This window comes from Alitabrizicola rongguiensis (genome assembly GCF_021491355.1).
Taxonomy (GTDB): domain Bacteria; phylum Pseudomonadota; class Alphaproteobacteria; order Rhodobacterales; family Rhodobacteraceae; genus Aliitabrizicola; species Aliitabrizicola rongguiensis.
Map to the genome: position 1 here is coordinate 866,329 of NZ_JAKENF010000001.1, position 25,176 is coordinate 891,504.

Here is a 25,176-nt window from a genome sequence, read left to right on the forward strand (position 1 = left end):
CTCAGGCCAGGCCTTCCTCATCAAGCAGGCTTCGCCCCTGCCGATCCTCGATTTCAATGACCCAGAGGTCGGGGTCGAACCCGCGCTGCCGCGCGATCGAGGCATCGACGGCCCCTTCCTCGCCCTCAGCCAGCACCACCCAGGCCCGTTCGCCGGTCATCAGATTGAAACTGCGCTGATATGCCGTTGCCCGGCCATCAAGCGTCGCCACCTTGACAAGAACCGCGCCGGCGGTCGGGTCGCCCCGCTTGGTTAGGTAGGCGGGGATATCGGCAAGCCGAAGCCGCGCAAGATAGGCCTGCACCCAGAACTCGGCGGTCAGGCGCGGGGTCATCTCGGCGAGTCGCCGTCCTTGAAATCAAGCCCCATCTCGTCGAAGCGCTCTTTCTCTTCAAGCCAGTTCGGGCGGACCTTGACCTGCAGGAACAGGTGCACGGGCCGGTCGAGGAACTCCATCAGTTCCTTGCGCGAGGCTTGGCCGATCGCCTTGATCGTCTCGCCCTTGTTGCCAAGCACGATGCCCTTGTGGCCGTCACGGGCGACGTAGATGATCTGGTCGATGCGGGCAGAGCCATCGTCCTTCTCCTCCCAGTTCTCGGTCTCGACCGTCATCTGGTAGGGCAGTTCCTCGTGCAGCCGAAGCGTCAGCTTCTCACGCGTGATCTCGGCGGCGATCATCCGCATCGGCAGGTCGGCAATCTGATCCTCGGGGTAAAGCCAGGGCCCCTCGGGCACCTCGCCTGCCAGCCATTCGCGCAAGTCGTTCACGCCATAGCCCTTCTCGGCCGAGATCATGAAAGTCTTCACGAAGGGGAAGGCCTCGTTCATCTTCTCGGTAAGCGCCAGCAGCACCTCGGCCTTCACGCGGTCGATCTTGTTGATGGCAAGTGCGATCGGCTGACCCTGCGGAATTCGGTCGCGCAGAGTCTCCAGGATGCGTTCCACCCCCTCGGTCAGGCCACGATGGGCCTCGATCAGAAGGACGATGATATCGGCATCCGCTGCGCCGCCCCAGGCCGCCGCGACCATAGCACGGTCAAGCCGACGACGCGGCTTGAAGAGGCCGGGCGTGTCGACAAAGACGATCTGGCTCTGGCCTTCCATGCAAACTCCGCGGATACGCGTCCGGGTCGTCTGCACCTTGTGGGTGACGATCGAAATCTTGGCACCGACCATCCGGTTCAGGAGGGTGGACTTGCCGGCATTCGGCTCTCCGATCAAGGCAACGAAGCCTGCGCGGGTATCGGTCATGATTGGTTCTCCATCCGGGCCAGCAGCGCCCGGGCCGCGGCCTGTTCGGCCTGGCGTTTCGTTCCGGCCGAGGCGGCTTCGCTCTCGCCATTGGCAAGGCAGACCTCGACAGTGAAGACAGGTTGGTGATCGGGCCCCTCGCGGCCACGTTCCAGATAGGTCGGCGGGGCCATGCCGCGCGCCTGCGCCCATTCCTGCAGCGCAGTCTTGGGGTCGCGGGCATCGGCTTCGACCGTGCCGATCCGATCCCCCCACAGTCGCAAGACGACCCGCCGCGCCGCCTCAAACCCGGCATCGGAATAGACGGCGGCAATCACCGCCTCCATCGCGTCGCCCAGAAGCGCCTCCTTGCGTCGTCCACCTGACATCATTTCTGACCGACCGAGCTTCAGGACCTCGCCCAGTCCCATTTCGCGCGCCACCTCTGCGCAGGTTTCCTTGCGCACCAGCGCATTGAAGCGGGGCGCAAGCTGACCTTCGCTCGCCGCCGTATCGGCCTTGAGCAACGCTTCGGCCATCACGAGGCCAAGCACCCGGTCGCCGAGAAACTCCAGGCGCTGATTGTCGGGGCGCGATGCGCTTGAGATCGAGGCGTGGGTCACCGCGCGGATCAGCAACTCGGGCTTCGAGAATTCGTGCCCGATCCGGGCCGCAAAGGCCTGGAGATCCGCAGCCAGCTTCACTCGATCGCCTTGAAGAACCGGTCGGGCCGCCAGGTCCAGAAGAACAGCATCGACCGGCCCGCAGACGAGAAGATCACCCGGTCGGCGCGACCGATGAGGTTTTCCTTGGGCACGAATCCCACGCCCCCCACCGATTGCGGAAAGCGGCTGTCCTGGCTGTTGTCCCGGTTGTCGCCCATGAAGAAGTAATGGTCCGGCGGCACGGTGAAGACGTCCGTGTTGTCGGCAAAACCGTTCTCGTCGATGTTCAGGATGTGGTGCTTGCGCCCGTCCGGATACGCTTCGGTCGGCGGCAGCGTTTCGATGAACCGTGACGCCTTGCAGGCGCCCCCTTCGCCGACGGGTCCATTTTCGCAGCGGGGGTACTGCCCCATCGGTCCCTGCGGCTCGAACACCTCCTCAAAGGTGCCGTCGGGCATCTGGGGTACTTCCTTGCCGTTCAGGAACAGGACGCCGTTCTTGACCTGCACGGTGTCGCCTGGCACGCCGATCAGCCGCTTGATGAAGTCCGACCCGTTCACCGGGTGGCGGAACACCACGACGTCGCCGCGCTGCGGCTCGCCGCCCAGGACGCGCCCCGAGATGGGGCAGATGCCCATCGGGCAGGAATAGCGGGAATAGCCGTAGGCCATCTTGTTGACGAACAGGAAATCGCCGACCAGGAGCGTATCCTTCATGCTTCCCGAGGGGATCCAGAACGGCTGGAAGAACAACGTCCGGAAAACCATCGCGATCAGAAGTGCGTAGACGATCGTCTTGACCGTTTCCATGATCCCGCCCTGGGATTTCGCGGTACTCGCCATGAAGTCCTGCCTTTTCTGGGTTTGCGGCTACATGCGCGCCGCTCATCGCAGAGTCAAGTTGAAGGGAAAAGTCACGTCTCCGACATGACCGGCCGCGCCTCGATCACGACAAAAGCCTGCGCCCAGGGATGATCGTCGGTCAGCGTGACATGGACGATTGCCTCATGGCCGGGCGGTGTCATCTGCGCCAGACGGTCGGCCGCCCAACCGGTCAGATGCATCACTGGCTGACCGGAGCGCAGGTTGGTCACTGCCATGTCCTTCCACGAGATGCCCATGCGAAGGCCGGTCCCAAGTGCCTTGGAACAGGCTTCCTTCGCGGCCCAGCGCTTTGCGTAGGTCCCGGCCACGTCCTTGCGCCGTTCGGCCTTGGCCTGCTCGACAGGGGTGAAGACCCGATTGCGAAAGCGGTCGCCGAAGCGGGCCAGAGTCGCCTCGATCCGTTCGATGTTGCACAGGTCGGTGCCGATTCCGAGGATCATCTCTCGCCGGGTTCCACTTTCGCGGAGGAGAAGCCGCCAAGACCTCTGGCCGCACCTCCTGAAGAGCGCAAAATCCTTTGAAGGATTTTGCCAAGACTTTTCGAAAAGTCTTGGCTCATGCCCGCCGGGCCTCGTCCATCCGGCGGCGCATCTCTTCGATTGCTGGGCCAAGCCCAAGGAAGATCGCCTCGGCGATCAGGAAATGGCCGATATTCAGTTCCATCATCTCGGGCATCGCGGCGATAGGACCGACCGTCTCATAGGTCAGACCATGGCCGGCATGAACCTCGAGCCCGAGCGAATACGCCAGCTTTGCCCCGCGGCGCAGGCCGTCGAGTTCGGCATCGCGCTCGGCATAGCGGCCTTCGTGGTGAAGGTCGCAGTAATAACCGGTGTGCAGTTCGACCACTGCCGCACCGATCCGGGCCGAGGCCTCGATCTGTTTGGGGTCGTGGCCGATGAACATCGAAACCCGGATGCCTGCCTCGCGAAGGGGTGTGATGAAATCCCTAAGCCGCGCCTCGTCCGCCGCAACGTCCAGACCGCCCTCGGTCGTACGCTCTTCCCGCTTCTCGGGGACAAGGCACATGGCATGGGGGCGATGGCGCAGGCCGATCGCCTGCATCTCGACTGTGGCGGCGCATTCGAAGTTGAGTGGCACGGATAGGCCCGCCGCCAAGGCGGCAATGTCTTCGTCGCGGATATGGCGGCGATCCTCGCGCAGGTGCGCGGTGATGCCGTCGGCGCCCGCCGCCTCGGCGAGCAGAGCGGCACGCAAGGGATCGGGATAGGCCGTGCCGCGTGCGTTCCGCACGGTCGCCACATGGTCGATGTTCACGCCCAGCCGAAGCCTGCCTGAAGGTTTCATCCGCCCTCTCCTTCCCGTCGCGCCGTGTCCGGCTCGCCGCAGGCTAAATCGGCGCTTCGGCGAAGGAAAGCCAAGTCAGCGTCAGCGGTGCTCGGTCGGCGTTGAGTCAGCCTCAGGCAGGCGCGGTTCGTTCCGTCTGGCATGGCGCTGACGCAGCCGATGAAGCCGAAGACGCTGATATGTGCGCACCAACGGGATCGTCAGCGCATAGAAGGCGAGCCCTACGCCGAGGCCCAGAATCACGCCGCCGACCATGTAGGGGCGGTAGATCGTCTCGTAGAACTTGGCGAGGCGGTACCACTCTGTCGGATCGCGGGTGAAGATGGCGACGATGTTCGCCCATAGCTCTTCGCTTGCCTCGGAGAAGGACACGACGAGGTAAAGCGCGCTCAGCGGCGCCTCGACCCCTGTCAGCCATTGGCCGAGGCCGACAGCCGCCGGAGCAATGAAGGGAAAGGTAAGCGGATTTCCTGCGAAGGTGCCGATCGCTGCAGCAATCAAGTTGCCGCGCATGAGCCAGGCGAGGGCAAGGCCAAGCCCAAGATGCCCACCGAAGAACGGTGTGAACGAGATGAAGACGCCGGAGAAGATGCCGCGCGCGACTCTGTGGGGCTGATCGGGCAGACGGCGCAGGCGGTGGACGATGTAGGTGCCTGCCCGGCGGAAACCGCGCTTCGGCCACAGCATCTCGCGCAGTTGAGCCAACATTGTCCGGGGCGTGCGCCGACGAAAGACCATCCCGCCCCCTTGCGGCTAAGGCTTAAGGCTCAGGTCGCGGTGGCGGGCGATCTGCGCAACGTCGGTCTCCGCCTCGAGGGCGGTCATGACCATGTGCAGATGTTCCACGTCGCGCAGGTCCACATCGATGATCAGCTTGTAGTAATCGGGCTTGCGGTCCGTAAAGCGAAGATCCGAGATATTGGCCTTCTGCTCGCCGATGATCGTGCAGATATGCCCAAGAACGCCCGCATCGTTCGATATCGTGAGCTCCAGGCTGACTGTATAGACGGCCTTGTGCCGCCCCGGCTGCCAGTTGAGATCAACCCAGCGGGCAGGCTGTTCCTCGAACTCGACCAGCGCAGGGCAGTCGATGGCATGGATCACCACGCCAGCGCCACGATAGGTGATGCCGACGATCCGCTCGCCCGGGACCGGCTGGCAGCAATGGGCGCGGCGGAACGTCTGGTCCGCCCCCAGCCCCACGACCGGGCGCTGCGCATCAACCTCTTCGGTCGTCGCCAGCGTCAATTCCGGATAGAGCGTTTCCACCACGCGCCGCGCTGTTAGTTCGGCGCTGCCAAGACGGGCCAGAAGATCCTGTTCGTCGGCAAGGCCAAGCTGCTTTGCGGCGGTGCGCAGTGCCTTGTCGGAGGCCTTCTTGCCGACATGGTCGAAGGCGGCGCGGGCCAGTTCCTGCCCCAGCTTAACGAAGCGGCCACGATCCTCTTCGCGCAGGCTCTTGCGGATCGCCGCCTTGGCGCGGCCGGTGGTTACGATGTCGATCCAGCTGGCCTGCGGCAACTGGCCCTCAGCGGTGATGATCTCGACCGATTGTCCGTTCTTTAGCCGGGTCCAGAGCGGAACGCGGATGCCGTCGACCTTGGCCGAAACGCAGGAATTGCCGATGCGCGTGTGGATGGCATAGGCGAAATCCAGCGGAGTTGCTCCGCGTGGCAACTGCACGACATCCCCTTTCGGCGTGAAACAGAAGACCTGATCCGAATACATCTCAAGTTTGACGTTCTCGAGAAACTCGTCGTGGTCGTCCTCGTCCATCCGTTCCGTCATCGAGGCGATCCATTTCGTCGGATCGACCGCGAAGGGGTTCTTCGTGCGCACGCCGTCGCGATAGGCCCAGTGGGCGGCAACCCCGGCTTCGGCCACTTCGTGCATCTGGCGGGTGCGGATCTGCACCTCGACCCGCTTGCCGTCGCGCCCCGACACCGAGGTATGGATCGAACGGTAGCCGTTCGATTTCGGCTGGCTGATGTAATCCTTGAACCGGCCGGGCACCGCCCGCCAGCGGCGGTGGATCACGCCGAGAATGCGATAGCAGTCAGCCTCGTCCTCGCAGATCACCCGGAAGCCGTAGATGTCGGACAGGCGGGAAAAGGCGAGGTCCTTTTCCTGCATCTTGCGCCAGATCGAATAGGGCTTCTTGGCGCGACCATAGACATCGGCCTCGATCCCCGCCTTGTCGAGTTCAAGCCGGATGTCGGCGGTGATCTGGTGAACCACGTCGCCGGTTTCCCGTTGCAGCGTGATGAAGCGGCGGATGATCGAATTGCGCGCTTCGGGGTTCAGGACGCGGAAGGCAAGGTCTTCCAGCTCCTCGCGCATCCATTGCATACCCATCCGCCCGGCAAGCGGCGCGAAGATCTCCATCGTCTCGCGTGCCTTCTGGGCCTGCTTCTCGGGCTTCATCGACTTCAGTGTCCGCATGTTGTGCAGACGGTCGGCCAGCTTGACCAGGATCACCCGCAGATCCTTGGACATCGCCATGAACAGCTTGCGGAAGTTCTCGGCCTGCTTTGCCTCGGCCGAGGACAGCTGAAGGTTGGTCAGCTTGGTGACACCATCGACCAGCTCTGCCACTTCGGAGCTGAACAGGCGCTCGATCTCGGCATAGGTCGACTTGGTATCCTCGATCGTGTCGTGCAAGAGCGCGGTGACGATCGAGGCGTCGTCCAGCCGCTGCTCGGTCAGGATGGCGGCAACCGCGACGGGATGGGTGAAATAGGGCTCGCCCGATTGGCGGAACTGCCCCTCGTGCATTTGCCGGCCATAGGCATAGGCCCGCCGGATCAGGTCGTCATTGGTGCGTGGGTTGTAATTGCGGACGAGGGCGATCAGGTCTTCGACGTCGATCATCCTCGTCCCATCCCGTCCCGGTCAGCCCGGGATCAGTTCTGCCCCTGCGCTTCCATCAGCGCTCGGAGAAGCCGCTCTTCCGACATGTCGTCCACCATCGGGCGATCCACTTCGCTGCCCATGAGCAGCGACATCGAGTCGTCCTCGGGTTCGTCGACTTCGATCTGGGTCTGATAGCTTTCGATCATGCGCTCGCGCAGGACCTCGGCCGACTGGGTTTCCTCGGCGATCTCGCGCAGCGCGACGACCGGGTTCTTGTCGTTGTCGCGGTCGATGGAAATCGGCGCACCCGACTGGATCTCGCGCGCCCGATGGGCGGCAAGCATCACGAGCTCGAAGCGGTTCGGCACCTTGTCAACGCAATCTTCGACCGTCACGCGGGCCATGGGGTACTCCAATTTGGATCGGAAACATCGAGCGGCCTATGTAAGCCCTCGCATTTCCCTTGACAAGCAGAGAATCCGGCCGCTCAGCCCAGCAAGACGCGCACGTCTTCGCGATCCTTCTCCGGCAGGTCCGTCAACATCTCGGCCACGGTCCGCCCGAGAATCGGATGACGCCAATCCGGAGCGACTTCTGCTAGGGGCACGAGGACGAAGGCTCGGTCCTGCAACCGCGGATGGGGCAGGACAAGCCTGTCAGGTGCCAGCCGCGCCTGATCGGTCGCTGGCAGGTCGCGCCAGTGCGTTTGCGTTTCGACATCGGGAGCAACGGCGTCACCCCAGGCGACGAGATCGATGTCGAGCGTCCGTCCTGCCCATCGGCTGATCCGCTGCCTTCCGTGCGCGGCCTCAATCTGATGCAGAACCGCAAGCAGGCCGGCGGGATCCATTTCCTTGGGAGGACGGACCACGGCGGCGGCATTGATGTAGTCTGGCCCCGCCCCGGCCGGGAAGCAGGGCGTCTCGTAGAAACGGCTAAGGCGTGTGATTCCAATACCAAGAGCGGTCAGTTCCGCAATGGCGGCGCGAAGCGTCTGCGCAGGCGCGATGCTTCCGTCCGGCAGATTCGCGCCGAGTGCGAGAAGAACTTTCGATGCCGTGACGTCAACCAATGGTAATCTTTCGTATAGACCCCATTGCCGGGGCGAATCTGATAGATGATATACTGAATATGTTCGCCTGTTCATTTCAGTAACAGACCCGTTCTGCTGACGAGAGTCCGATTGGCGAGTTCGATTTGTGAGGCAAAGATATGTTCTACAAGGATGATCGGCTGGCGCTGTTCATCGATGGATCGAACCTCTATGCGGCCGCCAAGGCGCTAGGATTCGATATCGACTATAAGCTTCTCCGCCAGGAGTTCATGCGCCGCGGCAAGCTTTTGCGCGCCTTCTACTACACTGCCCTTCTTGAAAACGACGACTACTCGCCGATTCGTCCTCTCGTTGACTGGCTACACTACAACGGCTTCACCATGGTGACGAAGCCCGCGAAGGAGTATACTGACAGTCAGGGTCGCCGGAAGGTCAAGGGCAACATGGACATCGAGTTGACCGTGGACGCGATGGAACTCGCGCCACGCGTCGACCATATCGTCCTGTTCTCGGGCGACGGCGATTTTCGCCCTCTAGTTGAAAGCCTGCAGCGTCAGGGTGTTCGGGTTTCGGTGGTGTCGACCATCCGCACTCAGCCGCCGATGATCGCTGACGAGCTGCGCCGTCAGGCCGACAACTTCATCGAACTCGATGAACTCCGCGACGTCATCGGGCGCCCGCCGCGCGAGCCGCGTGTGGTTGCCGAGCGCGAGGAAGTACAGATCGACGCGAAGTAATCGCCAGACTGCACGAAAAAGCAAAGGGCCGGTCCACGACCGGCCCTTTGCTTTTTCCAGGCCGGACGACAGGATGCGAGGGTGACTCGCGCGGCTCGCCCCCTGGATCTGACCCTGACCTACACCTTGACCTCGGCCGACGCACTTGCCTGGGAGACCCGCCGGCGCGAGGTCACGGGATGGGGACGGATCGTCTTTCTGCTGTGGTTGGGTCTTGCCGGCTTGATTCTGGCCTTTGTGCCAGAGGATTGGGTTGGGCCCGAGAATGGCTGGCGATTCTACTTGTGGCTGGTTGGCCTGATCGGTGTTCAATGGGGGCTGGCGGCCCTGCTGATGACCGCCATGGCCCAGGTCAAGGCGCGTCGGCGCGTGCCAGAGCCCGTGCTGATCAGGCTCGACATCTTCCCCGCGCGACTGGTGGAGCGCCGCGATCTGGCGGAACCGGTGGTCATTACGCCTGACGACATCGCAAACGTCCTGACGCGATCCGGCCACGTCATCGTCGCGACACGGCGCGACGTGGTGATTGTCCCGGCGCGGGCCTTTGCCGATGAGGCGGCCATGGCGGGCTTCGCAAAGCGATGGGATGCGCTTTCGCACGAAGCAACGCCCTGATCACACTGGACGCGGGCGCGCCTTCACCTTACCTCGAACCGGAACAGCCGCGCGAGGACCAGATGGCCAAGTCACCGCTCACGCTTTACCTAGCTGCGCCGCGCGGGTTCTGTGCCGGCGTGGACCGCGCGATCAAGATCGTCGAGATGGCGATCGAGAAATGGGGCGCACCGGTCTATGTCCGGCATGAGATCGTCCATAACAAATTCGTGGTCGACGGCCTGCGCGACCGCGGCGCGATCTTTGTCGCGGAACTGGATCAGGTCCCGAATGACCGGCCGGTCATCTTCTCGGCCCATGGTGTGCCGAAGGCGATCCCGGCCGAGGCGGCGCGGCGCGAGATGGTCTATGTCGATGCCACCTGCCCACTGGTCAGCAAGGTTCATATCGAGGCCGAGCGTCATTCCGAAGCCGGGCTGCAGATGGTCATGATCGGCCATGCTGGCCACCCCGAGACTATCGGCACGATGGGCCAGCTCCCGCAGGGCGAGGTGCTGCTTGTCGAGACCGTCGACGACGTGGCGACTCTTGCCGTGCGCGACCCCGAGCGGCTGGCCTTCGTCACCCAGACGACGCTGTCGGTCGATGATACAGCAGAGATCGTCGCAGCTCTTCGTGCGCGCTTCCCCGCAATCGTCGGTCCGCACAAGGAAGACATCTGCTATGCGACGACGAACCGACAGGCGGCGGTGAAGGAAGTCGCTCCGAAGATCGACGCGCTTCTTGTGATCGGCGCGCCGAACTCTTCGAACTCCAAGCGTCTGGTCGAGGTCGGCCGCAACGCGGGCTGCGCCTATGCGCAGCTGGTGCAGCGGGCCACAGACATCGACTGGCGCGCGCTGGACGGCATCCGTTCGGTTGGCGTCACAGCCGGGGCCAGCGCGCCGGAGTTGCTGGTCAAAGAGGTGATCGACGCGTTCCGTGCCCGGTTCGACACCACGGTCGAGATCGTCGAGACCGCGACGGAACGGGTCGAGTTCAAGGTGCCGCGCATCCTGCGCGAGCCGGCATGAGGGCCAGGGTTACCTACGATGGGCGGATTGAGACCGTTGCCTGGGGTCGGTCGACCAGCACGATCCTCCGCCTTCCACCCGAGACTTCCGAAGGCCTGACGGCCATGCCCGCCAAGAGGGTGGAAGGCGAGATCAACAAGCCTCCTGTGAACCTGAGCCGGACGCGGGCGCCTGCCGACTACGGCCTGCTCTACCAGATCGCATCCGCCCAGACCGACGCGACCGAACCAAGCGGATCAAGGCCATGATCGAGGGGATTGCAGAATGAACAGGATTCCCGCCGCAGCGCTGCTCCTTGGGCTGGCGGGGCTGATCCCTTTCCTGTGGGGTGCCGCCACGGAACTGGTTCCGGAGCTCGGCGATTGGGGGGCAGCCATGCTCGGGCCGCGCTTCGTCGGCCCCTATGTCTCGCTCGCCTATGGCACAGTGATCCTTGCCTTCATGTCGGGCGTCCTGTGGGGCTTCGCGACGAAAGCCGACGGGACTGAAGCAGCGCGGGGCTATGCGCTGTCGACTATTCCGGCGCTCTGGGCCTTCTTCCTTGTCGGAGGAGGGCCGGTCTCGGCCGCGATCTTTCTCGCTGCCGGATTTCTCGCCCTGCTCGCGCTCGATTATGCGTTCTGGGTGCAAGAGCTCGCCCCCCGCTGGTGGATGCGGCTGAGGGTGCTGTTGACCGCTGTGGTGCTCGCCTGCCTGGCCGTCCCGATCCTTGGCTGAAATGGACGCCGCCGCACGGGGCTGGGCGCGCCCGGGTTCTTGTGGAAGAGTGATGCCGCCCCCCGCGCGGTCGCAGACGAAACGGAAGAGACTGACCTGATGCCCGATCTTTACGCCTGGACCGATGGCGCCTGCTCCGGAAACCCCGGCCCGGGCGGCTGGGGGGTGCTGATGCGCGCCATTGACGGCGCGACCGTGGTCAAGGAGCGCGAGATGTCCGGCGGCGAAGCGTTGACCACGAACAACCGAATGGAGTTGATGGCCGCGATCGCCGCGCTCGAGACGCTGTCGCGGCCCTCTGCGATTACCATTGTGACCGACAGTGCCTATGTGAAGAACGGCGTGACCGAATGGATCGCGGCGTGGAAGCGCAAGGGTTGGCGCACTGCTGGCGGGCCACCGGTCAAGAACGTCGACCTGTGGCAGCGGCTGGACGCCGCGCGGGACCGGCATGACGTGACCTGGCGATGGATCAAGGGCCATGCCGGCCACGCAGAAAACGAACGGGCCGACGAACTGGCGCGGTCCGGAATGGCGCCTTACAAGGCGCAAAAGGCCGAGCCGTGACTGCGCATGTCGCGGAAATCGCCCAGGCCGCCGTCGACGGCGGGGCACTGGATCGGGCGCTCGACTACGCATCGGTTGCGGTCTTTGGCCTCACCGGAGCGCTGGTGGCCAGCCGGTCACAGCTCGATATCGTCGGTTTCATTTTCATCGCCTGCCTGACCGCGGTCGGCGGCGGCACGCTGCGCGACGTCATCCTTGATCGCGAGGTCTTCTGGATTGCCGATCCGATGATGCTACTTGTGGCCTCGGCCGCGGCGGTCGTGGTGTTCTTCGCCGCACATCGGCTGGAAAGCCGCTACCGCGTCCTTCTATGGCTTGATGCCTTTGCGTTGGCTGTTGCTGTTCCGGCAGGGGTGGCGGCGGCGATGGGGCTGGGCCAGTCGTGGCCGATCGTGCTAGTCGCAGGTATGGTGACAGGCTGCATGGGCGGCCTGATGCGTGACGTGGTCTGCAACGAGGTGCCGCTCGTTCTGAAGCAGGGTGAGCTCTACGTCTCGGCCGCCTTTGCAGGAGCGGTCGCCGCGGTGGTTGCTTCGGCGCTGGGCCTCGGTCTGCAGGTGGCTCTCACTCTATGCGCTGCCGCGACGCTGATCCTGCGTTCTGGAAGTCTGTATCTCGGTTGGCGACTTCCCGTTTACAAGGCACGGCCGCCACGGCCCGATGCGCCCAAGCGCTGATCCCGGCTACCGGCAACGGCGACACATCTGGTCCGGAAGAGTGGCGATGATTGCAGAATCGCTTCCTCGTTGACGAACGCTGGTTTTATAAAGTGTGCATGGGACGCCATAGAACCATTCCGGATGACGAAATCTATGCGGCTGTCAGGCGGCTGCTGGCCGAGGGCGGCGAAAAGGCCGTATCTTTTGCCACTGTCGCGCGCGTGACCGGCCTTGCAGCGCCGACGCTTGTGCAGCGCTACGGCTCTCGTGACGGCATGGTGCAGACCGCTTTGCTTGCGGCCTGGGACGAGCTTGAGACGCGAACAGCGGAGGCGGATGCGACGTCGTCCCTGAGCGCCAAGGGAGCGGTGCAGTTTCTGAAGTTGCTTGCCGGGGATGATCCGGCATCGGTCGATCTTTCCTTGCTGGCCTCGGACCTTCGTGACCCGACGCTGCGCAAACGGGCTTCGGCTTGGCGCGAAACCGTTGAAGCCGCCCTGGCGGTGCGGCTGGGCGGCGGCGCAAAAGGCCACGAAATCGCGGCAATCCTGTTCGCCGCTTGGCAAGGCCAGACCCTGTGGCAAACCGCCGGCGGGCGGGGCTTCAAGCTTAAGGAAGCTCTGAAGCGCCTTGACTAGCGCCTGACATAAGTCTGCCAGAGCCAGAGTAGCAGTACCGCTCCAAGCACCGCGCCGACCAGTCCCGCCATGGCCCCCGTCACCGTGACGAGAAAGCGCAGGACGAACCCGCCAATCAGCGCGCCAGCGATCCCGATCACGATGGTCGTCGGCACATCTGCCTGAACCTTCATGAATCGTGTGGCCAGAAATCCGGCGGCTGCACCGATAATCAGGAGCGAGATGATGGGCATGGGCGACTCCAATCCATATTGACGGAGTATCACGCGATCCGTTCGAAGGAGGAACCGCTAAACGTCAGTCGAGCTTGGCCGGAAGACGCAGTCCGCGCAGGAATTCCGCCGGTTCCATGGGGCGTTTGCCTTCGCGCTGCGCCAGTGTGATCTCGACCGCCCCGTCGCCGCAGGCAACGGTCATGTCGTGCAGCACCGCACCCGGCTTGCCCTGCCCGGTCGCCAGCCTTGATCGGAGCAGCTTGACCCTTTCGCCTGCCACCTCACACCAGGCGCCCGGAAAGGGTGACAGGCCGCGGATCTGCCGGTCAATCTCGGCGGCAGAGCGCGACCAGTCGATCCGCGCCTCCGCCTTGTCGATCTTGGCGGCGTAGGTGACGCCTTCCTTCGACTGTGGTTCGGGAACAAGGTCGGGCAAGCGTGCGAGGGCGGTCAGGATCAGCGCGGCCCCCATCGAAGACAAACGATCGTGCAAGTCAGCCGTAGTTTCCTCGGTCCCGATCGGCGTCGCCGCGCGCAGCAGCACCGGCCCGGTATCCAACCCTGCGTCCATCTGCATGATGCAGATTCCAGTCTCGGCATCCCCCGACAGGATTGCCCGATGAATCGGCGCAGCCCCGCGCCAGCGCGGCAAGAGCGAGGCGTGGATATTCAGACAGCCACGATGTGGCGCATCGAGGATCGGCTGTGGCAGGATCAGACCATAGGCCACTACGACCGCCACGTCTGGCTGCAGCGCAGCAAAGTCGTGCTGCGCCTCTTCGCTGCGCAGCGAAACCGGATAGCGGACGGGCAGGCCAAGGTCTTCGGCTGCGACCTGAACCGGGCTTGGACGATCTTTCTTGCCGCGCCCCGCGGGACGCGGCGGCTGGCAATACACGCAGAGAATCTCATGCTGCGCAGCAAGTGCCCGCAGCACCGGCACCGAAAAGTCCGGCGTGCCCATGAAGACGACCTTCATCCGCGCACTCGGAGTTTCTCTGCCTTGGTCAACAGCATCTTCCGTTTCAGAGGTGAGAGGTGGTCGAAGTACATCTTGCCGTTCAGGTGGTCGATCTGGTGCTGCACGCTTGTCGCCCAGAGGTTCACGAAGTCTCGCTCCTCGACCTCGCCCGTCTCGTTCAGGAACCGGACCGTCACCGCCCGAGGACGCGAGATCACAGCCGAAACACCCGGCAGGTTGGGACTGGCCTCATCATGCTCCCGCGGCTGAACCGATGCGTGCAGGATCTCGGGGTTCGCCAGCCGGATCGCCTGCCCGCGCGCATCGGAACAATCCACGACGGCCAGGCGCAGACCCACGCCGATCTGCGGCGCCGCAAGCCCGTAGCCCGGCATCGCATCCATCGTCTCGACCATGTCGTCCCAGATGGCACGGATCTCGTCTGACACCGCCCCGACCGGGGCCGCAGGCGAGCGCAGGATGCTGTGCGGCCAAGGCACGAAACGGCGGACCGCCATCAGCTGCGCGCCCGCTCGCGCTTCAGCTTTTCCATCTTGCGCGTGATCATCTGGCGCTTCAGCGGACCAAGATAATCGATGAACAGCTTGCCATCGAGATGGTCGATCTCGTGTTGAACGCAGGTGGCCCAGAGCCCGGCGAATTGCTCTTCCTGCTCGCTGCCGTCCAAAGCCGTCCAGCGCACCCGCACCTCGGCCGGGCGCTCGACCTCGGCATATTGCTCGGGGATCGACAGACAGCCTTCCTCATAGGTGCTCAGGTCTTCCGACGACCAGATGATCTGCGGGTTAAACAGGACCAGCGGCCGCGGCGCCGCCTCGGGGTCCTTGACACAATCCATCACGATCAGGCGCTTCGTGACACCGACTTGCGGCGCCGCCAGGCCCACGCCCGGCGCGTCATACATGGTCTCGAGCATATCCTCGGCCAGCTTGCCAAGCTCCGGCGTTATCTCAGCGACGGGCTCGCAGACCTTCTTGAGGCGAGGATCGGGATGGATCAGGATAGGGCGTATCATGCGCCCGATTTAAGGGATGGCCGGTTTTCAGGCAATGGGCCAGGCATGCGGGGGACTGGCGCTTTCTATCGATCTGGGACAGGGTTCCGGCAGTGGCCAGACGCAGCCGGGACAAGAGTGGAAGGCAGGTTTGATTTCCCCGATCATTCCGGGATTTTTTCCCGATTTTTGCCGATCATTTGGATCAATCTTCCGGAATCGGCTCACCTCGTGGTAGGACGGCCCGAATTGACCTCACCAGCACCGAACCGACCCCTCCGGAGCCTGCAATGAACTTTGACGAACTGATTAACCGCCGTGGAACCCATTGCAGCAAGTGGGACCAGATGGAACCGACCTTTGGCGTTCCCGCGGACAAGGGTTTGGCGATGTGGGTTGCCGACATGGATTTCCGTCCGCCGCAATCGGTTCAGCGCGCGGTCGAGGCGATGGCCGCTCATGGCGTCTACGGCTATTTCGGCGACGATCGCGCGTATCTGGACGCGATCCAGTGGTGGATGCAGACCCGCCACGGCTGGACGGTGGAGCGCGGGGCGATCTTCACCACCCATGGCCTGGTCAACGGCTTCGGCATGTGCATCGAGGCCTATTCTGCGCCCGGCGACGGCATTGTGCTGATGACGCCGGTATACCACGCCTTCGCCCGCATCATACGCGCCTCGGGCCGTCAGGTGGTCGAATGCCCGCTCAAGGTGGTCGAAGGTCGGCACGAGATGGACTTCGAAGCCTGGGATGCACAGATGACCGGGCGCGAAAGGATTCTGGTCCTCTGCTCGCCCCACAACCCCGGGGGGCGTGTGTGGACGGCAGCCGAACTGAAGGCCACGGCCGACTTCTGCCGTCGCCACGACCTGATCCTTATCTCGGACGAGATCCATCATGACCTCGTCTATCCCGGCAACAAGCACGTCGCGATGCCCCTTGCCGCGCCAGAGATTGCGGACCGTCTGGTGATGATGACGGCGACGACCAAGACCTTCAACATCGCCGGCGCTCACACGGGCAACGTGATCATTGCGGACCCAGCGCTGCGGGCGAAGTTTGCGGCGCGCGTCATGGCACTCGGCATCTCGCCCAATGCCTTCGGCATGCACATGGCTACCGCCGCCTACAGCCCCGACGGGGCGGGCTGGGTCGATGCGTTGATGGCCTACCTCGATGGCAACCGGGCTGTATTCGACGCCGGCGTCAACGCTATTCCCGGCGTGCGGTCAATGCGGCTCGAAGCGACTTACCTCGCGTGGGTCGATTTCTCTCGAACCGGCATGACTGCCGACGAATTTACGGCACGGGTCGAGAAGGCTGCTCTGATCGCCGCGAACCATGGCGCAACCTTCGGCAAGGGGGGCGAGACTTTTCTGCGCTTCAATATCGCCACGCCGCGGGCACGGGTGACCGAGGCGGTCGGGCGACTCCAGGAGGCGTTCGCCGACCTGCAGTAGACCTCAGTTCTTGGGCAGGTAGCCGACAGGCGCATTCTCGTCCCGCCAGAAATCAAGGGCGGGGCCGGAACTGACCGGCGTCGCACGCTTGAACTCGCAGACAAGCTCGCCGTTGTCTTCGACCGAGGCGACGATCAGGCACTGGAAGATGTGGTTGGCGCCGTCATAGACATCGACAAGACCGCGCAGCCGAGGCGAGCGAGCGGCATCAAGCGAGAACCCTGAGTCCCAAAACCGAAGGATGGGAAAGACCGCCTCACCGAGTTGAACGCGCAGACGGCTCTTGCGGCTGCGGTCGCGTCGCTGCGCCGCTTCAAGGCCTTCGAGAACTTCCCTTGAAAAGAAACCAAGCATTTTCAATTCCTCGATCCATTTAATTCTCGATCTGCAACGTGAAGTTTTCAAGTCATTCCCGGATCTTTCGAAAGGATTGCTCCAAACTGAAGAAAAAGCAGCACGGTATTTTTGAAACAATCTGTGCGCCGATGCAGTTATCCTGCGCGCCCATCGGCCTGTTGCACGGAACATCCGAAGCATAATTGATCCCCTGAAAGGGGACTGTGATGGGACAGCTCGTAAGCGGCCGGTGGGATCCGGCGTGGTATGACACGAAATCAAGCGGCGGCGCGTTTCAGCGCTCGGTCGCGAGTTTTCGCAATTGGATCACCGCAGACGGCAGCGCCGGACCAACCGGCGAAGCCGGGTTCCGTGTGGAGTCGGGGCGCTATCACCTCTACGTCTCCTATGCTTGCCCCTGGGCGCATCGCACGCTGATCTTCCGCGAAATGAAGGGGCTTTCGCCGCATATCGACGTATCCGTCGTGCATCCGGATATGCTTGCGGACGGCTGGACCTTCAGCACCGATTTTCCAGGCACGACCGGCGACGGGCTGTTCGGCCTGCCCTTCCTGAGGGATCTTTACATCAAGGCAGTCCCGGGGATTTCGGGCCGGGTGACCGTACCGGTCTTGTGGGACAAGGAACGGAACACGATTGTCTCGAACGAAAGTTCGGAAATCATCCGGATGTTCAACTCGGCCTTCAACGGGATAACAGGCAACGCCAGCGACGACTGCCCTGCGGATTTGCTCGACCGGATCGACCGCATGAATGCCGTTGTCTATGACAGGGTCAACAACGGTGTCTACAAGGCCGGCTTTGCCACGACGCAGGCCGCCTATGACGCTGCGGTCCATCCGTTGTTTGAAACGCTCGACAATCTGGAAGAAATCCTGTCGCGGCAAAAGTGGTTGCTGGGCGACCGCCGGACAGAGGCGGACTGGCGGTTGTTCACCACGCTGGTGCGGTTCGACTCGGTCTATCACCTGCACTTTAAGTGCAATCGCAAGCGTCTGATCGACTACCCGAACCTCTGGGCCTACACCCGCTCGCTCTATCAGGTGCAGGGCGTGGCCGCGACCGTGAAGCTCGACCATATCGTGCGACACTACCACTACAGCCACGACACGATTAACCCAAACCGGATCATCCCGATCAATCCGGTTCTCGACTTCGCGGCCCCGCACGGCCGCTGAGCCTGGCCTTGCGCCTCTGTCGGATTTCCGCTTTGTCGGGGGCCGGAGAGTGGGAATGAACAGGCTGATGGCGGAACAAGTCGATCACGGCGGCGGCATAGACGCGGCGCGCGCGCGCTTCGGCGGTGCGCGCGAGGATTGGATCGACCTGTCGACCGGCATCAACCCGCTACCCTATCCGCTGCCCGATCTTCCCGGCACCGCATGGACAACGCTGCCTGATGACGATGCGCACTCCGCGCTCATGGAAGCGGCGCGGACATTCTGGAACGTTCCGGATCAAGCTGCAATCCTTGCCGCGCCCGGCACCTCGGCCCTGATTGCTCGGATTCCATCGCTTTTGCCCGCAGAGCGGGTCTTCATCCCCGGGCCGACCTACAACGAACATGCCCGCGCCTTCCGCGCAGCGGGCTGGGTGGTCTCGGAGGACGACGACGCCGAGGCGCTGGTCGCCGTCCATCCGAACAATCCCGATGGGCGGCTTTGGCGCAATGTGGACGCCCGCCCGCTGACCGTGATAGACGAAAGCTTTGCCGACACCGCGCCGGATCAGTCGTTGATCGGGCTGACAACGCGCCCCGGTACGCTGATCCTCAAGGGGTTGGGCAAGTTCTGGGGTCTTGCCGGACTACGACTTGGCTTTGTCATCGGCGATCCGAGCATGATCGCGCATCTTTCCACGATGCTCGGGCCCTGGCCCGTCTCCGGCCCCGCCCTGGCCATCGGCGCCGCCGCGCTGACTGACGCCGCCTGGGCCAGCGCCACGCGCACGCGCCTCGCCCGGGACTGCGCCCGCCTTGATGCAATGATGACCGGCGCGGGGGCGACTCTCGTCGGCGGCACGGCCCTGTTCCGACTGTTCGACACTCCCGACGCTACACGTTGGCAGGAGTCGCTGGCACGACATCGCATTTGGACCCGCGTCTTTCCCTACAGTCACCGCTGGATGCGTCTTGGCCTGCCGGACAGAGCGGATCATTGGCAGCGGCTGACCATTGCGCTGGAGGACATGAAATGAGCGCGATGCTCCTCTTGCCCGCGATGCTGCTCGATGGCGCCTTGGGAGAACCGAGGGCAATCTGGTCGCGCCTTCCCCATCCCGCGGTTCTGATGGGAAGGGCAGTCGGTTGGGCCGACAAAGCCTTCAACGAAGGCGAGAACCGCCGGCGCAACGGAATCCTGACGATGGCCGGGCTGGCGGTTGGTGCCTGGGCGTTAGGTAAGGTCATCGCCGAGCTGCCTCTTGGTCCGCTGTGGCAGGTCCTGATCGCAGCGATCCTTCTGGCGCAACGCAGCCTTGTCGAGCATGTGCAGGCGGTGGCCGACGCGCTTCGTCTGTCGCTCAACGACGGAAGGCGGGCCGTGGCCAGGATCGTTGGGCGCGATACGGCGAACATGGACGAACCCGCCGTCGCCCGTGCCGCGATCGAAAGCGCGGCCGAGAACCTCTCTGACGGAGTGATTGCACCGGCCTTCTGGTTCCTGATTGCCGGCCTGCCGGGCCTTCTGGTCTACAAGATCACCAATACCGCCGATAGCATGATCGGCCATCGCACCCCAAGGCACGAGGAGTTCGGCTGGGCAGCGGCGCGGTTCGACGACTTGCTGAACTGGATCCCGGCGCGTCTGACAGCGGTGCTGATCGCCGTCAGTCACGGCTGGTTCAACCCCGATCCGATCCGTCGCGATGCAGGCCTGCACCGTTCGCCCAATGCCGGCTGGCCCGAGGCGGCCATGGCTGTCGTCCTTGATGTGGCTCTGTCGGGACCGCGCAGCTATCACGGCGAAAAGCGCGATTTTCCCTGGGTCTGGCCCGAGGGCCGACGCGAGATCGGCCCCACCGAGATCGACGCCGCCTGCGCCGCGCTCTGGCGCAGTTGGGCGGCCTTCCTCATCATCGTTCTTCTGCTTATGGCGGTCTGATGGTCTGCCGCCTTCCCCTCCATGGCTGACTGGGGCGTCTGCTGCACCCTCAAGTCGCCAGTTGACCAGATGCTGGCATTCGTAGCTCATCACCATGCGCTTGGGGCTGCGCATCTTTGGCTTCATTTCGACGATCCCGATGACCCTGCCCATGCCGTCGCGCAACGTTTGCCCGACGTCACCGCGATCCGCTGCGACCGTGACTGGTGGCAGCAAATCTCGGGCGGCCGCCCCGGCAAGCACCAAGTCCGCCAAAGCTCGAACATTGCAGCGCTTTATGCCAAAGCGCCCTTGCCGTGGTTGCTGCATGCGGATGTGGACGAGTTCCTGCTTGCCGACAGCCCCATGCCTACGCTTCTCGATGCGGTTTCGCCGTCTGCCCCTTTCATCCGGGCGCGCCCGTGGGAAGCGCTGCATGAACCAGACCTTCCCGACGACATCCAGACTGCCAGCCATTTCCGCGCCGCTTTGCCCGGCGCGCGCAATGCAGGCAACCGAGAGTTGGTATTCGGTCAGTTCGCAGCGCTCCTGCCCAATGGTGCGCTAAGTCATGCTGCTGGAAAGTGCCTCTTCCGCACCGGCATCGACGGGCTGATCCCGCGCATCCATGGCGCTTTCCGGGATGGTCAGCGGGTGGAGGCGGGGGATTTCCATCCCGCGCTGGCGCTCCTTCATTTCCATGCCCAGGACCGCACCGCCTGGTTTGCGCGCCTGGCCTTCCGGCTGCGGCGCGGCGCCTATCAGTTCAATCCACCCATGGCAGATTTCCTTGCTTCCGCCACACAGGACCAACTCGACGAGTTCTATGTTGCGGTCCAGTCAGCCCGGCCCGAAACTCTGGCGAAACTGGCGCAGATTGGTGCACTACGTGCCGAACGGCTTGATCTGCGCGCGAAAGTGGCAGCCCTGACCAGAGGAAACCGATGACCGATCATGTGACGGCTGAAGACTGTGAAGCGGCGCAGCCGATGGTGATGGCCGCCCCGAGGACCGGCGGACGGGTGACGGGGCTTTGCCTGCGACCCGCTCCGAACCACCGCAGCTTCCCCGACAGGCTGCAGATGACTCGGGCCGAAGGCATTCCAGGCGATCGCTGGCTGACGATGCCGTGGCTGCGGCTGCCGGACGGGCGGCCCGATCCGCAGATCCAGGTCTCGATCCTGCAGTCGCGCGTCCTCGATCTGGTCTGGCGCGACCGCGAGGGGGTCGTGCATCCGGGCGATCCGATCATCGCCGACATGGACTTGAGCGAGGCGAACCTGCCCGCCGGTACCCTTCTGCGCGCAGGCACGGCAGTGCTCAAGGTCTCGCAAGAGCCAAACCTTGGCTGCGCGAAATGGAAAGTGCGCTACGGCAGCGGATCGCTCAACTGGATCAAGGCACATCCGGAGCTGCGGTTGCGCGGAGTGCTTTGTTCGGTCGAAGAGGATGGCGAGGTCGGTCTGGGCGACCGCATTGAGGTCTTGCGCTAGGCAATCTGCAGCAGAGTCACGGCCAAGCGAACCTTGCGTGTCAGCGCGTCAGGCGACCAGCGCCTCGGCCTTCTTAAGGTCGACGCTGACCAGTTGGCTCACGCCCTGCTCGACCATCGTGACACCGAACAGCCGGTCCATCCGCGCCATCGTCACCGCGTGGTGCGTTATGACGAGAAAGCGCGTCTCGGTCCGCCGGGTCATCTCATCCATCAGATCGCAGAAACGCGTGACGTTCGCGTCGTCCAGAGGCGCGTCGACCTCATCGAGCACGCAGATCGGCGCGGGGTTGGCCAGGAACACCCCGAAGATCAGCGCCAGCGCCGTCAGGGTCTGCTCGCCTCCGGACAGGAGTGACAACGTCGAGAGCTTCTTGCCCGGCGGCTGGCACATGATCTCCAGCCCCGCCTCGAGCGGGTCGTCGGATTCGACCAGAACCAGCCGCGCTTCGCCGCCACCGAACAGATGGGTAAAGAGCGTCGCGAAGTTGGCGTTCACCTGCTCGAAGGCAGTCAGCAACCGCTCCCGCCCTTCACGGTTGAGACCCGAAATGCCCGAGCGAAGGCGCTTGATCGCCTCTTCCAGATCGTCCTTCTCGCCCTTGAGGGTATCGTGTTCCTCCTGCACCGCCTTAGCGTCTTCCTCGGCGCGCAGGTTTACCGCACCCAATGCCTCGCGCTGGCGTTTCAGGCGGTTCACCTCGGCATCAAGCGTCGCTGCGTCGGGCATAGTGTCAGGCGCGGCCTTCAGGCCCTCGAGCAGCTGATCGGGCGATTGCTCCGTTTCCTCACGAATGCGCTCTGCTGCGTAATCCACTGCCGTCCTTGCAGCTTCGGCACGGGCCTCCGCCCTCGCCCGGGCTTCACGCGCTTCACCGCCCAGCCGCTCGGCCTCGCGCTCGGCGATCTGGGCTTCGCGCAGGGCGGTCTCGGCCGCAGCAAGGGCATCGGCGGCAGCGTTGCGGCGGGTCTCGGCGGCGGCGATCGCATCCGACAGTTCTTCACGCTTGATCGCAATTTCCTCGGGAGCCGCACCCGCCTCTTCCAGCTGCTCCTCGGTCTCGGCCCGCCGTTCCGCAAGCTCAGCGCTACGCTTCTCGGCAGTGTCCAGACGGTGGCGCCAGCCAGAGACCTCCTTGGTGATCTCCTGCCGCCGCCGCACGCGGGCCTCGCCTTCGCGGCGGAGCTCGTCATGGGCGGAGCGCCGCGACATCATCGCGATACGCGCGGCCTCGACGGCTGTCTTGACCTGCTCGACCCCGGCGCGAGCGGCGTCGAGATCGGGCAGCGCCTCGACAGCAGACTCAGCCTCGCGCAGGGCGGCACGGGCCGACATAGCCTCGTCCTCGAACCGCGACACAGCCAGACGTGCGGCTTCAAGCTTGCCTCCGGCGATGGAACGATCGGCCTCAGCCCGCGCCAGCGCCCGGTTAGCCTCAGTCAGACGCATGTCGGCCGAGCGGCGGGCGTCACGCGCCATCTGGTCGGCGCGTGCAAGGTCGGCCAGCCGCTTTTGCAGCGACTCATGCGCTTGGCGGGCCCCTTCGGCGCGGGCCGAGACCTCTTCCAGATCGCGCTTCAGCGCAACCAGCCGATTGAGCTGTTGCAGGCGCAAAGCGGCCGCGGAGGGCGCATCTTCGGCTGCCGCGCGAAAACCGTCCCACCGCCAGAGATCACCCTCCAGGCTGACAAGCCGCTGCCCTGGCCGAAGCGCCGGTTGCAGGCGCGCGCCATCGTCGCGCGCAACCAGACCGATCTGTCCGATGCGGCGACGGAGGACGGCAGGCACCTCGACATGATCAGATAGCGGGTCCGCACCAGCGGGCAGCGCCTGCGGGGCATCGTAGTCCGGGAGGCCAGCCCATCCCGAACGGGCTGCCGCATCGACTTCGGGCGCACGCAGATCGTCGGCCAGGGCGGCGCCAAGCGCCTTTTCATAGCCCGGGGTCACCTGCACCCTGTCAAGCACCTGAGATCCGGCCTTGGCCTCGCGTTCCATCAGCTTGGCCAGCGCGGCTACCTCGGCCCTCAGCGCATTTGCCTCACCCTCTGCCTCAGAGCGGGCGGCTCGGGCCTCGGCCTCGCGGCCCTGGGTGGCGGCGCGGGCTTCTTCGGCCTCGGAAAGCGCGGCCTCGGTTTCCTCGGCCAGACGCTGTGCCTCTTCCTGCGCCTCCTCGGCGGTGACAAAGGCCTCAGCCGAGCGCTCCAGCGCCTCGGTTGCCGCTTCGACCGCCTCACGGGCACGGCCAGCCTCTCCTTCTGCCTTCTGGACGGTCGCGCGGGTATCGGTCAGCAAGCGCTGCGCCGACTGATGACGGGCCGCCAAGCGCGCAACATCCTCGGTCACCTCGGACAGGGATCCTTCACGCTCCGACAGGATCGCAGCCGCTTCGCGCGCAGTCTCTGCCGCCTCGGCCACGCGCTCATCATGGCCTTCATGCGCCTTGGCGATCTGGGTCTGCTCCCAATCCAGCCGGGCGATCGTCTCGCCTGCGTCGCGGTTCAGCCCCGCTTCGCGCTCGATGTCGCGACCGAGCTGTTCGATCCGGCTGCGCAGCGTCTCGATCCGGCTGAGGGCCTGTGCTTCCTGGTCGTTCAGCTGATCGCGCTGCACGATCAACCGCTGCAGGATCGCGGCCGCGATTGCCTCTTCCTCGCGCCGGGGAGGAAGGATGTCCTCGGCTTCGGACCGGCGCTTTGACGCAGCCCGAGCTGCTGCCTCCGCCTGAGAGGCAGAGAGCATGCGCTCGCGAAGAGCGGTTTCCGCCTCGGCCCGGGCCTGATCAGCCTCACGCCAACGCCGAAACAGCAGCATTCCCTCGGCGCGGCGCAATTCCTCGCCGATCTCGCGATACCGGGCCGCTTGCCGGGCTTGCCGGGCCAGAGTGGCAAGCTGCGACGACAGTTGCTCGAGGACATCGTCCACACGTGCAAGGTTCTGTTCGGTCGCCTGCAGCTTCAGCTCTGCCTCGTGCCGCCGCTGGTAAAGGCCCGAGATGCCTGCTGCCTCTTCCAGAATGCGGCGGCGGTTCTTGGGCTTGGCGTTGATGAGTTCGGAGATCTGACCCTGCCGGACCAGCGCGGGTGACTGGGCCCCGGTCGAGGCATCGGCGAACAGCATTTGTACATCGCGAGCGCGCACATCCTTGCCGTTGGCCTTGTAGGCAGATCCGGCATCGCGCGTGATCCGGCGAACGATCTCGATCGCATCCTGATCATTGAACCCCGAGGGCGCCAGCCGCTCGGCATTGTCGATGATGAGCGACACTTCGGCAAAGTTGCGGGCCGGGCGGGTGGCCGCCCCGGCAAAGATCACGTCCTCCATCCCGCCGCCGCGCATCGCAGTCGGCCGGTTCTCGCCCATCACCCAACGGAGTGCTTCAAGCAGGTTCGACTTGCCGCAGCCATTCGGGCCCACGACACCTGTCAGGCCGTCATGGATGATGAGATCCGTCGGATCGACGAAGCTCTTGAACCCGTTCAGCCTGAGGCGCGTGAAGCGCAATCGCGCATCCTTCCGATGATTCCTTCCGAACCTGCATGCTCGACGGCGAGGGAAGCCGAGTCAATCCGATCCTCACCACCATATGTGGCGGGGACGCTGCTTTTCCCCAACATATTGCGGCCCCGGACTGCCGCTTGACCTTTGTCAG

30 protein-coding genes are annotated in these 25,176 nt (G+C 64.2%); 14 read left to right on the forward strand and 16 right to left on the reverse strand.

Features of this window, described 5'->3' with window-relative positions; all coding sequences use genetic code 11:
- Nucleotide 1: 1 nt before the first annotated feature.
- The 10 genes from L0V05_RS04315 to folK all read right to left on the reverse strand — a co-directional run bounded on the left by L0V05_RS04315 (nucleotide 2) and on the right by folK (nucleotide 8,012).
- Complete coding sequence (locus tag L0V05_RS04315; RefSeq protein ID WP_234868852.1) at nucleotides 2-334, reverse strand: DUF1491 family protein; 333 nt, start codon at nucleotides 332-334, stop codon at nucleotides 2-4.
- On the reverse strand, nucleotides 331-1,251 hold the full coding sequence (gene era / locus L0V05_RS04320; RefSeq protein ID WP_234868853.1) for a GTPase Era: 921 nt from the start codon (nucleotides 1,249-1,251) through the stop codon (nucleotides 331-333). Before era ends, L0V05_RS04315 begins: the two co-directional genes overlap by 4 nt.
- Nucleotides 1,248-1,934 (reverse strand): ribonuclease III, encoded by a 687-nt coding sequence (rnc, locus tag L0V05_RS04325; RefSeq protein ID WP_234868854.1) that lies wholly within the window; start codon nucleotides 1,932-1,934, stop codon nucleotides 1,248-1,250. Before rnc ends, era begins: the two co-directional genes overlap by 4 nt.
- Complete coding sequence (lepB, locus tag L0V05_RS04330; RefSeq protein WP_234868855.1) at nucleotides 1,931-2,737, reverse strand: signal peptidase I; 807 nt, start codon at nucleotides 2,735-2,737, stop codon at nucleotides 1,931-1,933. The genes rnc and lepB overlap by 4 nt, the downstream gene beginning before the upstream one ends.
- A gap of 71 nt (nucleotides 2,738-2,808) precedes the next feature.
- Nucleotides 2,809-3,219 carry a holo-ACP synthase gene (acpS, locus tag L0V05_RS04335; RefSeq protein ID WP_234868856.1) on the reverse strand — a complete coding sequence of 137 codons (411 nt, stop codon included), beginning with the start codon at nucleotides 3,217-3,219 and terminating at the stop codon, nucleotides 2,809-2,811.
- 115 nt (nucleotides 3,220-3,334) lie between these two features.
- On the reverse strand, nucleotides 3,335-4,087 hold the full coding sequence (locus L0V05_RS04340) for a pyridoxine 5'-phosphate synthase (RefSeq protein ID WP_234868857.1): 753 nt from the start codon (nucleotides 4,085-4,087) through the stop codon (nucleotides 3,335-3,337).
- Between the two features lie 81 nt (nucleotides 4,088-4,168).
- Nucleotides 4,169-4,774 (reverse strand): DUF2062 domain-containing protein, encoded by a 606-nt coding sequence (locus L0V05_RS04345; protein WP_234868858.1) that lies wholly within the window; start codon nucleotides 4,772-4,774, stop codon nucleotides 4,169-4,171.
- A gap of 66 nt (nucleotides 4,775-4,840) precedes the next feature.
- Nucleotides 4,841-6,958 (reverse strand): RelA/SpoT family protein, encoded by a 2,118-nt coding sequence (locus tag L0V05_RS04350; protein WP_234868859.1) that lies wholly within the window; start codon nucleotides 6,956-6,958, stop codon nucleotides 4,841-4,843.
- A 32-nt stretch (nucleotides 6,959-6,990) separates the two neighbouring features.
- A complete protein-coding gene (rpoZ, locus tag L0V05_RS04355; RefSeq protein ID WP_234868860.1) occupies nucleotides 6,991-7,344 on the reverse strand; it encodes a DNA-directed RNA polymerase subunit omega in 354 nt (117 codons plus the stop codon).
- Between the two features lie 83 nt (nucleotides 7,345-7,427).
- Nucleotides 7,428-8,012, reverse strand: coding sequence for a 2-amino-4-hydroxy-6-hydroxymethyldihydropteridine diphosphokinase (gene folK, locus L0V05_RS04360; protein ID WP_234868861.1), 585 nt, complete (start codon nucleotides 8,010-8,012; stop codon nucleotides 7,428-7,430).
- Between the two features lie 140 nt (nucleotides 8,013-8,152).
- On the opposite strand from folK, the gene L0V05_RS04365 reads away from it, so the two are divergent.
- The 8 genes from L0V05_RS04365 to L0V05_RS04400 all read left to right on the forward strand — a co-directional run bounded on the left by L0V05_RS04365 (nucleotide 8,153) and on the right by L0V05_RS04400 (nucleotide 12,940).
- Entirely contained in the window at nucleotides 8,153-8,731 is a 579-nt protein-coding gene (locus tag L0V05_RS04365; RefSeq protein ID WP_234868862.1) for a LabA-like NYN domain-containing protein, read from the forward strand.
- Nucleotides 8,732-8,812: 81 nt separating this feature from the next.
- Nucleotides 8,813-9,346 (forward strand): hypothetical protein, encoded by a 534-nt coding sequence (locus tag L0V05_RS04370; protein WP_234868863.1) that lies wholly within the window; start codon nucleotides 8,813-8,815, stop codon nucleotides 9,344-9,346.
- Between the two features lie 62 nt (nucleotides 9,347-9,408).
- Nucleotides 9,409-10,359: a 4-hydroxy-3-methylbut-2-enyl diphosphate reductase gene (gene ispH / locus L0V05_RS04375; protein ID WP_234868864.1), complete on the forward strand. Its 951-nt coding sequence runs from the start codon at nucleotides 9,409-9,411 to the stop codon at nucleotides 10,357-10,359.
- A gap of 104 nt (nucleotides 10,360-10,463) precedes the next feature.
- Entirely contained in the window at nucleotides 10,464-10,607 is a 144-nt protein-coding gene (locus L0V05_RS04380; RefSeq protein WP_234868865.1) for a hypothetical protein, read from the forward strand.
- A 16-nt stretch (nucleotides 10,608-10,623) separates the two neighbouring features.
- The gene (locus L0V05_RS04385; protein WP_234868866.1) at nucleotides 10,624-11,076 is read left to right on the forward strand and encodes a DUF3429 domain-containing protein; all 453 of its coding nucleotides are present in this window, start codon (nucleotides 10,624-10,626) and stop codon (nucleotides 11,074-11,076) included.
- A 99-nt stretch (nucleotides 11,077-11,175) separates the two neighbouring features.
- Nucleotides 11,176-11,643, forward strand: coding sequence for a ribonuclease HI (rnhA, locus tag L0V05_RS04390; protein WP_234868867.1), 468 nt, complete (start codon nucleotides 11,176-11,178; stop codon nucleotides 11,641-11,643).
- Between the two features lie 47 nt (nucleotides 11,644-11,690).
- Nucleotides 11,691-12,320 carry a trimeric intracellular cation channel family protein gene (locus L0V05_RS04395; RefSeq protein WP_234869196.1) on the forward strand — a complete coding sequence of 210 codons (630 nt, stop codon included), beginning with the start codon at nucleotides 11,691-11,693 and terminating at the stop codon, nucleotides 12,318-12,320.
- A 50-nt stretch (nucleotides 12,321-12,370) separates the two neighbouring features.
- Nucleotides 12,371-12,940 carry a TetR/AcrR family transcriptional regulator gene (locus tag L0V05_RS04400; RefSeq protein WP_234868868.1) on the forward strand — a complete coding sequence of 190 codons (570 nt, stop codon included), beginning with the start codon at nucleotides 12,371-12,373 and terminating at the stop codon, nucleotides 12,938-12,940.
- On the opposite strand, the gene L0V05_RS04405 is transcribed toward L0V05_RS04400, so the two are convergent.
- The 4 genes from L0V05_RS04405 to def (L0V05_RS04420) all read right to left on the reverse strand — a co-directional run bounded on the left by L0V05_RS04405 (nucleotide 12,937) and on the right by def (L0V05_RS04420) (nucleotide 15,152).
- Nucleotides 12,937-13,173 carry a GlsB/YeaQ/YmgE family stress response membrane protein gene (locus L0V05_RS04405; protein ID WP_234868869.1) on the reverse strand — a complete coding sequence of 79 codons (237 nt, stop codon included), beginning with the start codon at nucleotides 13,171-13,173 and terminating at the stop codon, nucleotides 12,937-12,939. The genes L0V05_RS04400 and L0V05_RS04405 overlap by 4 nt on opposite strands.
- Nucleotides 13,174-13,237: 64 nt before the next feature.
- Nucleotides 13,238-14,134: a methionyl-tRNA formyltransferase gene (gene fmt / locus L0V05_RS04410; RefSeq protein ID WP_234868870.1), complete on the reverse strand. Its 897-nt coding sequence runs from the start codon at nucleotides 14,132-14,134 to the stop codon at nucleotides 13,238-13,240.
- The gene (gene def / locus L0V05_RS04415) at nucleotides 14,131-14,634 is read right to left on the reverse strand and encodes a peptide deformylase (protein ID WP_234868871.1); all 504 of its coding nucleotides are present in this window, start codon (nucleotides 14,632-14,634) and stop codon (nucleotides 14,131-14,133) included. The genes fmt and def (L0V05_RS04415) overlap by 4 nt, the downstream gene beginning before the upstream one ends.
- On the reverse strand, nucleotides 14,634-15,152 hold the full coding sequence (gene def / locus L0V05_RS04420; RefSeq protein ID WP_234868872.1) for a peptide deformylase: 519 nt from the start codon (nucleotides 15,150-15,152) through the stop codon (nucleotides 14,634-14,636). Before def (L0V05_RS04420) ends, def (L0V05_RS04415) begins: the two co-directional genes overlap by 1 nt.
- A 269-nt stretch (nucleotides 15,153-15,421) precedes the next feature.
- Here def (L0V05_RS04420) and L0V05_RS04425 point away from each other — a divergent pair, with 269 nt between their 5' ends.
- Nucleotides 15,422-16,594, forward strand: coding sequence for a MalY/PatB family protein (locus L0V05_RS04425; RefSeq protein WP_234868873.1), 1,173 nt, complete (start codon nucleotides 15,422-15,424; stop codon nucleotides 16,592-16,594).
- Between the two features lie 3 nt (nucleotides 16,595-16,597).
- Here the strand turns inward: L0V05_RS04425 and L0V05_RS04430 are convergent, their stop codons facing one another.
- A complete protein-coding gene (locus L0V05_RS04430) occupies nucleotides 16,598-17,131 on the reverse strand; it encodes a hypothetical protein (protein ID WP_234868874.1) in 534 nt (177 codons plus the stop codon).
- A gap of 26 nt (nucleotides 17,132-17,157) precedes the next feature.
- On the opposite strand from L0V05_RS04430, the gene L0V05_RS04435 reads away from it, so the two are divergent.
- Genes L0V05_RS04435 through L0V05_RS04455 form a run of 5 tightly spaced genes read left to right on the forward strand, consistent with a single transcriptional unit; the run spans nucleotide 17,158 to nucleotide 21,524 of the window.
- Nucleotides 17,158-18,129: a glutathione S-transferase family protein gene (locus L0V05_RS04435; RefSeq protein ID WP_234868875.1), complete on the forward strand. Its 972-nt coding sequence runs from the start codon at nucleotides 17,158-17,160 to the stop codon at nucleotides 18,127-18,129.
- Nucleotides 18,130-18,184: 55 nt separating this feature from the next.
- Nucleotides 18,185-19,147: a threonine-phosphate decarboxylase CobD gene (gene cobD, locus L0V05_RS04440; RefSeq protein ID WP_234868876.1), complete on the forward strand. Its 963-nt coding sequence runs from the start codon at nucleotides 18,185-18,187 to the stop codon at nucleotides 19,145-19,147.
- A 5-nt stretch (nucleotides 19,148-19,152) separates the two neighbouring features.
- On the forward strand, nucleotides 19,153-20,052 hold the full coding sequence (gene cbiB / locus L0V05_RS04445) for an adenosylcobinamide-phosphate synthase CbiB (RefSeq protein ID WP_234869197.1): 900 nt from the start codon (nucleotides 19,153-19,155) through the stop codon (nucleotides 20,050-20,052).
- Between the two features lie 21 nt (nucleotides 20,053-20,073).
- Nucleotides 20,074-20,979, forward strand: coding sequence for a glycosyltransferase family protein (locus L0V05_RS04450; protein ID WP_234868877.1), 906 nt, complete (start codon nucleotides 20,074-20,076; stop codon nucleotides 20,977-20,979).
- A complete protein-coding gene (locus L0V05_RS04455; protein ID WP_234868878.1) occupies nucleotides 20,976-21,524 on the forward strand; it encodes an MOSC domain-containing protein in 549 nt (182 codons plus the stop codon). Before L0V05_RS04450 ends, L0V05_RS04455 begins: the two co-directional genes overlap by 4 nt.
- Before the next feature lie 48 nt (nucleotides 21,525-21,572).
- Here the strand turns inward: L0V05_RS04455 and smc are convergent, their stop codons facing one another.
- On the reverse strand, nucleotides 21,573-25,028 hold the full coding sequence (smc, locus tag L0V05_RS04460; RefSeq protein ID WP_234868879.1) for a chromosome segregation protein SMC: 3,456 nt from the start codon (nucleotides 25,026-25,028) through the stop codon (nucleotides 21,573-21,575).
- Nucleotides 25,029-25,176 lie beyond the last annotated feature (148 nt).